15 protein-coding genes are annotated in these 14,270 nt (G+C 66.4%); 3 read left to right on the forward strand and 12 right to left on the reverse strand.

What is annotated here, in order from left to right:
• Positions 1–34: 34 nt before the first annotated feature.
• The 5 genes from ACZ47F_RS06245 to ACZ47F_RS06265 form a co-directional block, all read right to left on the reverse strand.
• A complete protein-coding gene (locus tag ACZ47F_RS06245) occupies positions 35–2,245 on the reverse strand; it encodes a methyl-accepting chemotaxis protein (RefSeq protein WP_464926416.1) in 2,211 nt (736 codons plus the stop codon).
• Positions 2,246–2,323: 78 nt separating this feature from the next.
• Complete coding sequence (locus ACZ47F_RS06250) at positions 2,324–2,848, reverse strand: chemotaxis protein CheW (RefSeq protein WP_464926417.1); 525 nt, start codon at positions 2,846–2,848, stop codon at positions 2,324–2,326.
• A 34-nt stretch (positions 2,849–2,882) separates the two neighbouring features.
• Positions 2,883–3,248, reverse strand: coding sequence for a response regulator (locus ACZ47F_RS06255; RefSeq protein ID WP_464926418.1), 366 nt, complete (start codon positions 3,246–3,248; stop codon positions 2,883–2,885).
• A gap of 40 nt (positions 3,249–3,288) precedes the next feature.
• Positions 3,289–3,687 carry a response regulator gene (locus ACZ47F_RS06260; RefSeq protein ID WP_464926419.1) on the reverse strand — a complete coding sequence of 133 codons (399 nt, stop codon included), beginning with the start codon at positions 3,685–3,687 and terminating at the stop codon, positions 3,289–3,291.
• Between the two features lie 57 nt (positions 3,688–3,744).
• Positions 3,745–3,924 (reverse strand): rubredoxin, encoded by a 180-nt coding sequence (locus ACZ47F_RS06265; RefSeq protein ID WP_464926420.1) that lies wholly within the window; start codon positions 3,922–3,924, stop codon positions 3,745–3,747.
• Between the two features lie 144 nt (positions 3,925–4,068).
• Here ACZ47F_RS06265 and thiD point away from each other — a divergent pair, with 144 nt between their 5' ends.
• Positions 4,069–4,932, forward strand: coding sequence for a bifunctional hydroxymethylpyrimidine kinase/phosphomethylpyrimidine kinase (thiD, locus tag ACZ47F_RS06270; protein ID WP_464926421.1), 864 nt, complete (start codon positions 4,069–4,071; stop codon positions 4,930–4,932).
• A 112-nt stretch (positions 4,933–5,044) separates the two neighbouring features.
• Positions 5,045–6,334, forward strand: coding sequence for a glutamate-1-semialdehyde 2,1-aminomutase (hemL, locus tag ACZ47F_RS06275; RefSeq protein ID WP_464926422.1), 1,290 nt, complete (start codon positions 5,045–5,047; stop codon positions 6,332–6,334).
• 7 nt (positions 6,335–6,341) lie between these two features.
• Here the strand turns inward: hemL and mtgA are convergent, their stop codons facing one another.
• The 7 genes from mtgA to ACZ47F_RS06310 form a co-directional block, all read right to left on the reverse strand.
• Positions 6,342–7,058, reverse strand: a complete 717-nt coding sequence (gene mtgA / locus ACZ47F_RS06280; protein ID WP_464926423.1) for a monofunctional biosynthetic peptidoglycan transglycosylase — start codon at positions 7,056–7,058, stop codon at positions 6,342–6,344.
• A 2-nt stretch (positions 7,059–7,060) separates the two neighbouring features.
• Positions 7,061–7,918 (reverse strand): shikimate dehydrogenase, encoded by an 858-nt coding sequence (gene aroE, locus ACZ47F_RS06285; RefSeq protein WP_464926424.1) that lies wholly within the window; start codon positions 7,916–7,918, stop codon positions 7,061–7,063.
• Between the two features lie 16 nt (positions 7,919–7,934).
• Positions 7,935–8,819, reverse strand: coding sequence for an energy transducer TonB (locus ACZ47F_RS06290; RefSeq protein ID WP_464926425.1), 885 nt, complete (start codon positions 8,817–8,819; stop codon positions 7,935–7,937).
• 34 nt (positions 8,820–8,853) lie between these two features.
• Positions 8,854–10,920 (reverse strand): ribonuclease catalytic domain-containing protein, encoded by a 2,067-nt coding sequence (locus ACZ47F_RS06295; protein ID WP_464926426.1) that lies wholly within the window; start codon positions 10,918–10,920, stop codon positions 8,854–8,856.
• Positions 10,917–11,657, reverse strand: coding sequence for a 3-oxoacyl-[acyl-carrier-protein] reductase (gene fabG / locus ACZ47F_RS06300; protein ID WP_464926427.1), 741 nt, complete (start codon positions 11,655–11,657; stop codon positions 10,917–10,919). Before fabG ends, ACZ47F_RS06295 begins: the two co-directional genes overlap by 4 nt.
• Positions 11,658–11,682: 25 nt before the next feature.
• Complete coding sequence (locus ACZ47F_RS06305) at positions 11,683–12,306, reverse strand: YqiA/YcfP family alpha/beta fold hydrolase (protein WP_464926428.1); 624 nt, start codon at positions 12,304–12,306, stop codon at positions 11,683–11,685.
• A gap of 364 nt (positions 12,307–12,670) precedes the next feature.
• The gene (locus tag ACZ47F_RS06310) at positions 12,671–13,162 is read right to left on the reverse strand and encodes a CBS domain-containing protein (RefSeq protein WP_464926429.1); all 492 of its coding nucleotides are present in this window, start codon (positions 13,160–13,162) and stop codon (positions 12,671–12,673) included.
• A gap of 104 nt (positions 13,163–13,266) precedes the next feature.
• Here ACZ47F_RS06310 and ACZ47F_RS06315 point away from each other — a divergent pair, with 104 nt between their 5' ends.
• A complete protein-coding gene (locus ACZ47F_RS06315; RefSeq protein WP_464926430.1) occupies positions 13,267–14,040 on the forward strand; it encodes an alpha/beta fold hydrolase in 774 nt (257 codons plus the stop codon).
• Positions 14,041–14,270: the final 230 nt, after the last annotated feature.

Raw genomic sequence — 14,270 nt, forward strand, 5'->3', positions numbered from 1 at the left:
GGCGTGCAGTGGAGAGAGGCGGGTCGGTCTAGGGTCAGTTGATCTTGAAGCGCGACACCGACTGGCGCAGATCTTCGGCCACGCGGGCGAGTTCGCGTACCAGCGCGGCGGTGGAGCGCGTGCCTTCGGAGGTCTGCTCGGTCACGGTGAAAATGGTCTGGATGTTGGCGGCTACCCGGTTGGCCGAGGCGGCTTCCGCCTGGGTCTGCTGCGCGATCTGGGTGATCAGGTCGGCAAGCTGACGCGACACTTGGTCGATCTGCGCCAGCGCAGCGCCGGCATTGTCGGCCAGCTTGGCGCCTTCGATGACGCCCTGGGTGCTTTTTTCCATGGCGGCCACGGCGTCCTGCGTGTCGGTCTGAATGGTGCGCACCAGTGCGGCGATCTGCTTGGCGGATTCTGCCGAGCGCTCGGCCAGGCGCTGCACTTCCTCGGCCACCACCGAGAAGCCGCGTCCGGCCTCACCGGCCGATGCCGCCTGAATCGCGGCGTTCAGCGCCAGCACGTTGGTCTGCTCGGTGATGTCGGAGATCAGCTCGGTGATTTCGCCGATTTCCTGCGACGACTCGCCCAGCCGCTTGATGCGCTTGGAGGTGTCCTGGATCTGCTCGCGGATGCTGTTCATGCCGTCGATCGAGTTGCGCACCGCGCGTTGACCCTGCTCGGCGGCCTGCAGCGATTGGTTTGCCACCTGGGCGGACTGCTGCGCCCGGACCGAGACATCGGTGATGTGCTGCGCCATGTCGAGCACCGACTGGCCGGTTTCGCGGATCACCTTGAGCTGTTCGTCGGCCTGCTGCATCAGGCGGTCTGAGGTGGTTTGCGCCTGCGCCGTGCTTTGGAGCACCTGGTCGGCAGTCTGCTGCACCTGGCCGACCAGGTTGCGCAGTTCTTCCACCGTGTAGTTCACCGAATCGGCGATCGCGCCGGTGATGTCCTCGGTCACGGTGGCCTGCTGGGTCAGGTCGCCCTCGGCCACGGTCTGCAGCTCGTTCATCAGGCGCAGAATGGCCGCCTGGTTCGATTCGTTGGTGCGACGCGCTTCGAGCTCCTGACGCTCGGTCTGGCGGCGCTGCAGCTCCATCAGTGTGGCGCGCTGACGGGCCTCGTTGAGCATGATGTAGATCAGGTCGGTCGCTGCAACGATGGCCAGCAGACTGAGCACCGCAAGCATCAGGATGGCCGACCAGCCCACTCCGGTGCGTCCGGAGTACAGACCCTGCAACTGGTTGAGATGGTCATAGAGCTGCGCAGAGGTGGCGAGCACCGCACTTTGCGCCTCGCGCGCCGAAGCCAGCGCGGGTAGATTGGCCAGCAGGGTGCGGGCCGCCGCCTCGGTCTTGGCGTAGGTCTGGATCAACCGTTGCAATAGCTGGCGCGCCTGTGGGTCGGTCACGGGGGTGAGCTGTAGATCGGCATTGCCATCGAGCAGCCCCTTGCTCAGGGTGTTGAAAGTGCTCAGATCCTTGCCCAAGGTGAACACCGCCTCGGGGCGCACGCCCTGGAACGACAGAAAGGCGTTGGCCGATTTGTCGATGCGCTGGGTCAGCATGGCGAGCTGGCTGGCGGCGTTGACGTTGCCCGCCGGGGCCTTTTGCTGCAGCAGCAGCGAGGTCAGCGTCTGCGCGCTGTCGAGCAGGGCGTCAGTCTGGCGGTTGATGTCGGTGAGCTGCTGCGCGGTGGAGATGAGCACGCCTTGCTGCTTGAGCAGCAGGGCGGCGTTTTTCAGGGTGCCGTCGGTTTCCGACCCGATCTTGTCGAGCAGGGGCTGAGCACCGGGCGCAGGCGGGGTCTGCCGTAGTACGTCCACCGCCGACTTGAGCGCATCAGCACTGGAGCGCACGGTGGCAAAGGCTTCAGGGCTGCCGAGCAGCGCGGCGTTCATCGCGCGTGCCAGGCGCTGCGACTGGGTCAGCGCGGTGCCGACCGATTCGAGCTGCCGGGCGGAGCTGGAAGTGCCGCGCAACACCATGATCAGCGTCAGACCCAGCAGCACGAGCGAAATCACCAGCATCACGCCGAAAAACCGCTGCTGCTGCGCCAGCTGCATGCGGCTGATCGTTGGCAGGCGCAGGATCAGCGGCTTGTTGCCCTGCGCCAGGTGCAGGGTGGAGGCAGGGTCGCCAAGGCTTGAATCGATCTGCAGGGTCGCCTGTTCCGACCTGCCATACCCCGTCGGGGCGATTTCGGTCTCGGGTTGGGAATCCGGGGTTTTGGTTCCGAACAGGGACGAGAGAAAGGACATGACCGCTCCGTGAAACGTGATGGTGTTGTAGAGAAAACCGGCGTGCGGGGAATGGGCGGATGAGGCGGGGTCTGCGGCTTAGACCACGTGCAGAAACCGTTCGTTCTCGGCCAGGGCCAGCAGATCCACTTCGCGCCAGAGGTTGCGTTCGTCGTCGCGGAATGCCGCACCGAGCCAGGGGTGCGTGGGGTCGCGCCCAGTGTCGTGGTCCGGGTGCAGCTGGTCAGGGTTGCGCAGACCTGCCAGCCGGTCGACCAGCAGCGCGGTGTTGATCTCGAGCCCGTCGGCGAACTGGATCAGCCGCGCCTGCGGCGACACTGCGGCCGGCTGCGGCGTTGTATCCTGGTCGATGAACTGGCCCAGATGCACCACGCCGCAGACCTGTCCGCGCAGGCTGAGCAGGCCGAGGAACCAGGGCCGCGCATGCGGCAGCGGTGCGCAGGGCTGCATCGGCGAAATCTCGCCGGAGAACTCCAGCGGGAGCAGCAGGTGCGAGCGACCCGCGATCACCGCCAACCAGCGGGACGGCGACTGTCCGGCCTGCGCCGCGGTCAGGCGCTGCGCCAGATGGGTCTGGAATTCGCGTAGCGAGGCTCGGGACATGGGGGCGCGGAAGGGGTGTGGATCGGCGCTGGAATCAGGCGATGGCGCGAATCTTGTCGAGAAGCTCGGTGGCGTTGATCGGCTTGACCACGTAATCGGACGCACCTTGACGCATGGCCCAGACCTTGTCGGTCTCGAGCTTTTTGCTCGTGCACATGATGACCGGAATGCCGGCGTAGTTCGGGTCGCGGGTGATCTGGCGGGTGAGCTGAAAGCCGTTCTGCCCGGGCATGACCACGTCCATCAGGATGAGATCGGGCCGGGTCGCCGACAGCAGGGCCAGCGCCTGCTCGCCGTTTTCCGCGGTGTTGACCGTGTAGCCGTGCCGGGTGAGCAGATCGGACAGGAAGTAGAGCTCGGTCTTGGAGTCGTCGACGATGAGAATGTTGTGAACTGGCATGGCAATCGCAGAAGGGAAAAGAAGAAATCCGGTGCCGCGATCAGGCGCCGACCTGTGCGCTGTTGAGGTGGCGCTTGACCGCGTCGAGCAGCTGATCCTTGGTGAAGGGCTTGGTCAGGTAGTCCTGCGCGCCCACCATGCGGCCGCGCGCCTTGTCGAACACGCCGTCCTTGCTCGAGAGCATGACAATGGGGATCGGCGCGAACTTGTCGCTGCGACGGATGACCGCCACGGTCTGATAACCGTCCAGACGGGGCATCAGGATGTCGCAGAAGATCAGGTCGGGATGGTGGTCGTTGATCTTGGACAAGGCATCGAAGCCATCATCGGCGAGCACCACGTCGTAGCCCGCCTGCTTGAGGAAGATCTCGGCGCTGCGACGGATGGTGTTGCTGTCGTCGATGACCAACACCTTGAATGGCCTGGTAGGCGCAACCATGCACATCCTTTGCGTGAGAAAAAGGAAAAAAACGCTGCGTTGACTTGCCGTTCCCGATTACACCGGCACCATCTCGAAATCTTCTTTGCGTGCCCCGCACTCCGGGCAGGTCCAGTTCATCGGAACGTCTGCCCAGCGCGTGCCGGGTGCAATACCACTTGGCGGGTGACCTTCGGCTTCGAAATAAATGAAGCCGCAGATCAAGCACATCCAGCTCTGGAATTCTTGTTTATCCATAGCGTATCGGGGCCAGAGTAAAGATTCAATGATTCTATGGGTCGTTGTTGCATTTTGACCCATGCGGCGCATCACTGGTGCAGATCAAGGTTGCAGCCCAGTGGTGCTTGCGCCGCGCGGCAACCGCACTACCATGCCGACATGATGAACGAATCCAACGAATCTCCCCCGGCCGTGATGTACTTCAACGCGGCCGATCCCAGCGGTAGTGCCGGGCTGGCGGCTGACCTGGCCTCGTGCTCGGCAGTCGGCTGCCATCCGCTGCCGGTGACCACCGCGCTGTGGGTGCGCGATACCGCGGAAATCTTTGACACCATCGAGATCGAGGCCGATGCCGTGATCGAGCAAGCCCGCGCGGTGCTCGAGGACGTGGAGATCGCCGCATGGAAGGTCGGTTTTCTCGGCTCGGTTGAAGTGGTCAATGCCGTGGCCGAACTGTTGGCCGATTACAGCCAGGTGCCACTGGTCACCTATGCGAGCAATTTCCATGTGCTCGACGAGGCGCAGGCCGACGATTACATCAAGGCCCTGCAGGAACTGGTGCTGCCGCAGACCCGGGTGCTGACCGGCAACCAGAGCGCGCTTACCCAGTTGCTGCTGCCCGACTGGGACGGCGAAACCCCGCCTACGATTGAGACGCTGATGCAGCAGGCGCATCATTTCGGCGTGCAATACATGCTGGTCACCGGGCTGCTTGCCGGCGAGGGCAAGGTGGAGAATGTGTTGATGAGCCCGCGCCGCGTGCTGCTGCGCGAGAGCTTTGAACTATTCGAGGCCGGGTTTACCGGTGCTGGGGACACGCTTTCGGCCGTGCTCGCTGCCATTCTTGCCAACGGCGCCAAGCTTGACCAGGCGGTGCATGAGGCCATCGAATACCTCGACCATTGTCTGGATTTCGGCTACCGCCCCGGCATGGGGCAGGTCGTGCCGGATCGCTTCTTCTGGGCGCAACCCGCCGAGGAAGACGACGCCGCGGCGAGCGCGTCGGGCTCCGCGGGCCTGCAGTAATGCAGCGCTGATCGCCGCCCGGCTGCGTGTTCCGTCTTTCGCTGTTCGATCTCTCGTTTTTCGCTTTTCCGCCCGTCCGGTCCATCCGGGCGGGGATCGCCCGAACACCACCATGCCCTTGACCAACCAGCAACTCTTTGACCGCGCCCAGCGCACCATCCCCGGCGGGGTCAACTCGCCGGTGCGGGCCTTCCGCCAGGTCGGCGGCGTGCCGCGCTTCATCGACCACGCGCAGGGCGCGTACATCATCGACGCCGAGGGTACGCGCTATATCGACTACATCGGCTCGTGGGGACCGATGATCGCCGGGCACGCCCATCCGCAAGTCATCGAGGCGGTGCAGCGTGCTGCCACCCGCTCGCTGAGCTTTGGCGCGCCCACAGCTGACGAGATCGACATGGCCGAGGTCATCACCCGGCTGATGCCCGCTGTCGAGATGGTGCGGCTGGTGTCCAGCGGCACCGAGGCCGGTATGAGCGCGATCCGTCTGGCGCGCGGATGGACCGGGCGCGATGCCATCGTCAAGTTCGAAGGCTGCTATCACGGTCATGCCGACAGCCTGCTGGTCAAGGCCGGCTCGGGGCTGCTGACCTTCGGCAACCCCAGTTCCGCCGGCGTGCCAGCCGACCTGGCCAAACACACCCTGGTGCTCGAGTTCAACAACATCGCGCAGATCGAGGAACTGTTCGCCGCGCGCGGGCATGAGATCGCCTGCGTCATGGTCGAGCCGATCGCCGGCAATATGAACTTCATCCGTGGCACTTCGGCCTGGCACCAGCGTCTGCGCGAGCTCTGCACCGCGCACGGCGCGCTGCTGGTGTGGGACGAGGTGATGACCGGCTTTCGCGTGGCGCTGGGCGGTGCGCAGCAGGTCTATGGCATCCGTCCCGACCTAGTGGTGATGGGCAAGGTGATCGGCGGCGGCATGCCGCTGGCGGCCTTCGGCGGCCGTGCCGACGTGATGCACAAGCTCTCGCCACTGGGCGCGGTCTATCAAGCCGGCACCCTGTCGGGCAACCCGGTGGCGGTGGCCGCCGGCATGGCGCAGCTGCGGCTGATCCAGCAGCCCGGATTTTTTGAGCGTCTGGGCGCTACAACGCAAAAACTCATGCGCGGCCTGGAGGCTGCCGCTGCGCGGCACGGCGTGACGCTGCGCACCGACAGTGAAGGCGGCATGTTCGGCTTCTACTTTTCAGACACGTTGCCGCGCAACTATCCCGACATGGCGCGGGCCGACGTGCAGAGATTCAAGCGGTTTTTCCACGCCATGCTCGACCGCGGCGTGTACCTGGCGCCGAGCATGTACGAAGCCGGCTTTGTCTCGGCGGCGCATGACGACACGGTGATCGAGGCCACGCTGCACGCGGCCGACGGCGCGTTCGCCGAGCTTGCCCGCGGCTGACGCCCTTTCAGCGCGGAACCTGCACCTGCCACAGCCGCGCGGCGATCACGGCAGTGCGGGCGTTCATGTACGACGAATACAGGCGCTTCTGGTAGATGCGTGGGGCGGGCAGCATGACCGCCAGCCTGGCCGCCTGCGCCGGGCTCAGGCGCGCGGCGCTGGAGTGGAAATAGGTCTGCGCTGCGGCCTGCGCGCCGTAGATGCCATCGCCCCATTCCACGCTATTGAGGTAGATCTCTAGGATGCGGCGCTTGCCCAGAATGCCCTCGAGCATGAAGGTGATGATCAGCTCCTGCCCCTTGCGTAGGTAGTCGCGCTCGGGTGAGAGAAACAGGTTCTTGGCGAGTTGCTGGGTGATGGTCGAGCCGCCGACGAGCTTGCCGCGGCGTTCATTGTGTGTGCTGTGGTTGCGGTCCCAGGCGTTGCGGATGGCGTCCCAGTCCACGCCGTCGTTGGTCAGGAAGGTCGCGTCTTCCGAAGCGACCACCGCGCGCTTGAGATAAGGGCTGATCGCCCCATAGGGTACCCACTCGTGCCGCCACGAGACTGGTTCGCCGCTTTTCAGGATGCGCAGTTGGGCTGCGCGTATGAAGGTCGTGCTCGACGGAGGAATGACCGCCCACAGTGCGATGCGCAGGGCGAAATAGCCTTGCAGCACCAGACTGGACAGCAGGATCAGCCACAGCAAGCGACGCCATAGTGGCGCGGGTTTGCCCGGTTTCATGGTCAGGACGTGTGTGATGCAGCGAGTTCGGCGCGCAGCGCGGTCAGCACCGGGGCGGTGTCGGGCGCCTCGCCGTGCCACAGGGTGTAGCTCTGCGCGGCCTGTTCCACCAGCATGCCCAGGCCGTCCCAGGCCTGCGCGCCGGCAGCCCGGGCCTGCGCGACGAACGGGGTGTCTTGCGATGCGTACATCATGTCGTAGGCCCACACCCCCGGGCGCAGAATGCCGTCCGGCAGATCGAGCGCCTGGCCGCCCAGGCTGGCGGCGGTGGCGTTGATCACGCCGTCGGCCCAGTGCGGCGGCGGGGCCTGCACCACCTGTAGATCGGCGCCATGCTGTGTCGCCAGCGCGCTGTGGCGCGCGGCCAGTGTCTGCGCCTTGTCGGCGCTGCGGTTCCACAGCGCGATCGCGCGGGCACCGGCGGCAATCAGCGGGCCCAGCACGCCGCTGGCCGCGCCGCCCGCGCCGAGCAGTAGCACGCGCTGGCCTTGCAATGGGCGATGCAAGTCGGCGCTGCCGAGCACGCGGGCCAGGTCGCGCACCAGGCCGATGCCGTCGGTGTTGTCGCCCCACAGCCCGCCCTCGTCCCAGCCGACGGTGTTGACCGCTTGCGCCAGCTGCGCGGCCGGGCTGCGGCGCCTGCACAGCCGCCAGGCGTCGAACTTGAATGGCACGGTGATGTTGGCGCCGCAGCCGCCTTCGGCATGAAAGGCGTCGAGCGCCTGCTCCAGACCGTCCACTGGTGCAAGCCGTGCCTCATAGCGCAGTGCCGCACCGGTCTGTGCGGCAAACAGCGCGTGGATGCGCGGCGAGCGGCTGTGGGCGATGGGGTTGCCGAACACGGCGTAGAGCGCGGTCATGGGGCGTCTGTCGAGGTCAGGGAGCGGTCTGGGCCGGACTGGAAGGTGCCTGCACAGCGGTCTCCAGACCCTGGTCGCGGGTGAAGCGAAAGCGCGAAATCACCACGATCTGGTCGGCCTGCTTGAGCATGGCCTCGGTGAAGCGACCAAAGGGCTGCGCGGCCTGCACGATGGCGCGGGCCTGCCGGTCGAGGGTGGGGTTGCCCGAGCCCTGCACCACCTCGCTCGCTACCAGGTGCCCGTCGGCGCCGATGGTCATGGACATGATCAGACTGCCGTAGAGCTTGTGCCCATTGATCTGCGGAAAGTCGCGTGTGCCCAGGGCCTCGATCTTGGTGCGCAGTTTGTCGTAATAGAGTGCGTACACGGCCTCGCGCGTGGACGGGCCGATGAAGCGGCGACGCGGCTTGGCATTTTGCTGCTGGATCTGCCGCTCGATCGCGCCGAGCATGTCGAGCAACTGCTTGCGCTTTTGCTCCAGCGCCTGTCTCTGCTGCGCATCGGACTCCAGTCGGGCGGTCTGCGCCAATTGCACGATCTGCCGCCGCACCTGGGTGAGCAACTGCTGCTGCCTGTGCTGCAGCTCGGACAGGGTGCGCTGCTGGTCGATCGCGGCGTCGCCATGCGCCACTTTCGCACTGAACGGCATCGGCGTGGTCGCCAGACCTTTGTCTGCGGTGCCGCCGCCGTCCAGATTGGCTTGCGCGATGGCCATTGGCTTGGCCGGGGCATCTTCGGTGCGCTGGTTCACCAGCACCACGTCGAGCGGGGCGTTGTCGAACAGACGGTTATAGGTTTGCGGTGCGGCAAAGCGCAGGCTCAGAATCCCCGCATGCACCCCGACAGAGACAATGAGCGCCCAGTGTAGGGGGGTGAGAGAACGCAAGCGGGGAAACGGCACGGTGCGGTGCGGGTCGGGCGAAATCCGCGCGATTCTACGAAGCTGGCCCGGCAGCCGCGACTGCCGTTTGCAGCGGCGATTCGGCGGGAGGGGCATCTTCGCTGTCGAGGTCCACACTGATCGGCGCGGCCAGCACCACGGCGTCCTCTTCCTCGGGTTCGGTGTCACCGTCGGCAGCGGCCGCAGGCGGGGGGGCGTCGATCTGGCACAGCACGCGTCCGAACACCTCCAGGGTGATCAGATCGGTGCCGGTGATCTGCACCTGCACCCGGGTGTTACGCGGCAGGTCCTGCGCGCCCACTGCGGTGAACACCAGCGGCAGGCCGTCGAGTCGCACTGCGCCGTCGCGCAGCACCGTGGCCTCGAAAGTGGACAGCCCCTGCTGCGCCAGATAGCGCAGCGTCCAGTAGCGCTCGAGCGCCGACTGGTGCGTGGCGTAGGCCTTGTAGGTGTCTTCGAATGCATCGACGATGGCGAACAGCAATGGATCGCGCGGCTTGAACGGTGCCTGCAGCAGCGCGGTCTTGCCATGACGCGCGGCGGCGATGAGCTGGCTCTGGTTGAGCAGATCGACGTAGCGCCGCAGCGGCGAGGTGCACCAGGCATATTGCGGCACGCCCAGCCCCTGGTGCGGCGCAGGCTTGAGCCCCATGCGGGTGCGCAGATTGGCACCATACCCGCTCTGGCTACGGTAGATGCTGGGCATGCCCAGCTCGGCCAGCCAGCCGCCCCAGGTGGTGTTGGCCAGGATCATCAGCTCGGCGACGATGGTGTCCAGCGGCGCGCCGCGACGGCGCGGCTCGATACGCACGGTCGCGTTTTCCGCACCGTGCTCCAGACCGTCGATGCGAAAGGTGTAGTCCACGCCGCCAGCGCGCTCGGGTTTGCCGCGCACCTGCTCGCGGCCTTTTTTTAGCGCCTGCGCAAAGCGCCACAGCCAGGCGAGTTCGGCCGCATGCGGATAGGGCTGCGCGGCCGGATCGGCGGCCAGCGCCTCTTCGGTGACCACGGCGTCGAGCTGGTCGTGGCGCAGATTGCTGGCGATGTGCACCGCCTCCACGCGGGTGTCGAAATCGGTGGGCTGCAGATCGTCTCCCACGGTGCAGTACAGCGACAGCGCCGGGCAGTCGCGTCCGGCTTGCAGGGAGAAGGTTTGCACCAGCACCTCGGGCAGCATGGTGATCTTGTCGCCGGGCATATAGACCGTGGACAGGCGCTGCCGCGCCACCTGCTCCCAGTCGGAATCGCGCGGCAGCGCCAGCGCCGGCGCGGCAATGTGGATGCCCAGCCGCACCCGGCGACCCTCCAGCCATTGCAGCGAGAAGGCGTCGTCGATCTCGGTGGTGGCCGAGTCGTCGATGCTGAAGGCTGCAACTGGCGCCAGCGGCAGGGCGTCGTTGTACTGCGGCACCGGCAGCGCAGGGAACCCGGTGCCCTTGGGAAAGCGCTCCAGCAGGAAGCGCTGCATGTGAAACGTCCAGGGCGAGGCGATCGCACCGGCATCGCGCAGCAGAGTCAGCGCGCCACGCCCGGTCTGTTTGACCGCCAACGCCACGGCCTTGTATTCCAGGCTGTTCTTGTCCGGCTTGAACAGGATTTGATAGAGCTTGTCGGCGATGGGCTGCGGGCAACGGCCAGCGGCCAGTTCGGTGGCAAAACTCTCGATTTGTCGCAGCTGCTCTTCCTTGCGCGCTAGTGCTGCCAGCGCTGCCTGCACCTGTTGCCGGGGTGCCTTGCGGAACTGCCCCTGCCGGCCGCGACGCTGGAAGTAATGCGGCGCGGAAAACAGCCGCAGCAAGATGGCGGCGCGCTGGCTTGCATCGGGCGTGCCGCCGTAGTAGTCGGCAGCGACCTGGTCGAAGTGGAATTCGTCTTCGGGGGCGAATTCCCACAGCAGGTCCAGGTCGATGCCGTCCTGCTGCGCCTGCGCCCAGTGCATCAGCTCGGGCGGTGCGGGCTTGTCGAACCGCACCAGCGCCTGCGCGGCCTTGATCTTCTGCCGTCGGCCCGATTCGAGTTCGACCTGCAGGCTGGTTTCGGCCTCGCTGAGGATGCGCCCGGCGTGGAACTTGCCGCCGTCTTCGAACAGCACATTGCTCATAGCGTCATCCCGCCATCGACCTCGATGACCGCGCCGTTGATGTAGCTGGCCTCGCTGCTGGCGAGAAAGGCATAGACGCTGGCGATCTCTTCGGCCTGGCCCAGGCGCCGCAGCGGCACGCGCTCGGCCAGTTGCTGCATCACCTTGTCGGGAATCGTGGCCAGCATCGGGGTTTGGATGAACCCCGGGGCGACGGCATTGGCCCGCACACCCTTGGGGCCGAGCTCGCGCGCCCAGGTCTTGGTCATGGCGATGACTGCGGCCTTGGTCGCGGCATAGTTGGTCTGGCCGAAATTGCCATACAGCCCGACCACGCTGGAGGCGCTGAGTATCGCCCCGCTGCCGCGTTCGATCATGTGCGTGGCGACGATCTGCGTGCAGCGGAACACTGCGCGCAGGTTCACCTCGATCACTGCGTCGAACTGTTCGTCGGTCATTTTCACCAGCCGCGCATCGCGGGTGATGCCGGCGTTGTTGACCAGGGTATCGATCTGGCCGAAGCGCGCGATCGCCGCATCGACCAGGGCGGTGAACGCGGCCCGGTCGGACACGTCCAGCGCCTGCGCCAACACGGGCGTGCCAGCGGCACGTAGCTCGGCGGCCACCGGGTCGAGGGTGTCTGCGTTGCGGTCGCACAGCACGAGGCTGGCACCCTCGGCAGCGAATTTGCGCGCGGTGGCCAGGCCGATGCCTTGCGCTGCGCCGGTGATGAGTGCGATGTGGCCTTGAAGTCGCATGATGGATTTCCTTGAAGGAGCGGGGTCAGGGCGCGGTGCCCAGGCACCAGCGCAGCACAGGGTCGAGATGCCGCTGAGCGTAGTCGGACAGTGCGTGGTCGCCGCCGGGCAGGATGGTGCAGTGTGCACCGCGGTAGCGTGCCGCCATCTCGCGCCAGTCCAGCACCTCGTCACCCTGGGCGATGATCACAAAATAGCGTTGCGGATTGGGGACAGGCGCGCGCAGATCGCCGACTTCCAGCGCGTGCAGCTCGTCCACATGCGCGGCGGTAAAGGAAAAGCGCAGTGTCGGATCGTGCCAGACGGTCTGCGGGCCGATCTGCCCGCGCAGATCGCGCGCCGGATCGACCGCCGGGTTGAGCAGCGCGGCGCGTGCGCCACGGGTGTGCGCCAGCCAGGTGGCGTAAAACCCGCCGAGCGAACTGCCGATCAGCCGCAAATCCTCGCCCGGTGTGTCGCCCACCAAGTTTTCGCACAGCTGCATGGCCTGCCGTGGCGAGGGCGGAAGCTGCGGACACAGCCAGCGGATCTGCGGTTCGCCCGACGCAGCCCGCTGCCGATTGATTTGCTCCACCCGCTGCGCGGTGACACGCGCCTTGGCTGACTGTGGCGACGAGCGAAAACCGTGGAGATACAGCAAAGTGGGCATGAGGCGGGAGTGAGGGCGGCGCACGCGGCCGCTGCTCCTCAATGCTACCCGGCCTGGCCTGGCTGCTGCGCCTCAGAAGTTGCGAATCTCTCTACTGCGCAGCCCGCTGGGCATAACAGGCCGTTGAAAAACTACTGCGGTGGGCCATCTGCGGCGTTGCACGGTGCTCGCTGCCTCGCCTATCTATTTGATATGTCTCGGTCGCTGCGCGCCGTGCGCCTTGCATCTGGCCATCCTCGCGACGTTTTTCAACGGCCTGCTAAAGCGCGGTGCTCGGGTCTGGCCGATCTGGTTGATCAGTCTGGACCCTGCGCGTCGTGCGCATGGGCAGCGGGCTGCTTGCGACGACAAGCTTCACAACTTCTCAGTTTCGCGCAGGCGCCGAAGTCGCCACCGGTGCGGTGTTCTCGGGCAGGCCTTCGTCCTGCGGCCAGTCGCGGATGTAGGCCTTGAGCATCTGGTTCTCGAAATCCTGCTCGCGCACCACTGCCTGCGCCACGTCGTGAAAGGAGATCACGCCCAGCAGCGTGCCGCCCTGCATCACCGGGATGTAGCGCAACCCGGCGTCCAGCATGGTGCGGCGCAGGGTGTCCAAGGTGGTGTCGGGGCCGCAGACCTCCACATGCGTCTGCATGCACTCAGCCACGGTGTGCGCGCCCAAGATGCCCTGCCCCTCGGCGACTGCAGCCATCACCTCGGCAAAAGTGAGCAGGCCGACGAGTTTGCCCTGTTCCATGACCACCAGGGAGCCGATGTCGTGCTGCGCCATGGTCTGCACCGCCTGTAGCAGGCTGGTCTGCGGCGCAACCGTGAACAGCACATGGCCTTTGACGCGCAGAATATCGCTGACTTTCATGGGATTCTCCTCGGACCTGACGTGAGCCGAACTATAGTCAGCAGGCCGTGTGCGGGCCAGAGGACATTCCCGCAGCAGGGCCCACCGGAAGTAGGATGCAGACGATGCCCCCATTCAGTCCCCCAACCACGCCGCTGGTCTTGCTGCACGGCGCCGGCGGCGACGCCAGTGTGTGGGCTGCGCAGACCGGCTGGCTGTCGCGGCGCGGCTGGGCCGTACTGGCACTGGAACTGCCTGCGCACGGCGCCACGCCCGGGCCGCCGCTGCCGAGCATCGAGGCCATGGCCGACTGGGTGTGGCGCCAGCTCGACGCGCACCAGACCGGCGTGGTGGTGCTCGCCGGGCACAGCATGGGCTCGCTGGTCGCGCTGCACGCCACAGGGCAGCGTCCGGCGCAGGTGCGCGGTCTGGCGTTGCTGGGTACGGCGTTTCCGATGCGGGTGTCCGGGCGGCTGCTGGCGCAGGCCGAGACCGCGCCCGCCGAGGCGATCGACAACGTGGTGCGCTGGTCGTATGCGCAGGCAGATTCGCCCGCGCTGGCACAGGGCGATCAGTCGCCCGCGCATTACCGCGACCTGTTGCTGCGGCAGCAGGCGAACTGGCCCGGGGGCAGCCTGCTGGCCAGCGATCTGAAGGCGTGCAATGAATACGACGCTGGGGAGACCGCCGCGCGGCAATGGGGCGGCCCTACGCTGTTCCTGCTGGGCGAGCACGACCGCATGACCCCGCCTCCCGCCGCCGCCAGCCTGCGCGAGGCGCTGCCGCTCAACCGCACGGTGCTGCTCGACTGCGGCCATAACCTCATGGCCGAAGCGCCTCACGCCGTGGCGCATGCGCTGGCCGACTGGATGGAGCGCGAGCTGTTCGCCGTGGGCTGAGGGACTGCCGCCCGCACTGCACTGTCCCCCCCCCCCCCGCGCGCCGCGCTCCAGCGCCGCTCCACAGCGTGACCACCGCCCGGCCTCGCCGCGGCGGCGATAGCTGTCGCCGGACTGCAGAAACACGTCGTCGCGCTCCCCTTGGCCAGCGGCTGATTCCGCGGCTGGGCGAGTTTCAGACCGCGCACACCACCTTTCTGTTCGGCGAGGAAATCACCCCGGTATGCGCC

This window comes from Thiomonas islandica (assembly GCF_055383445.1).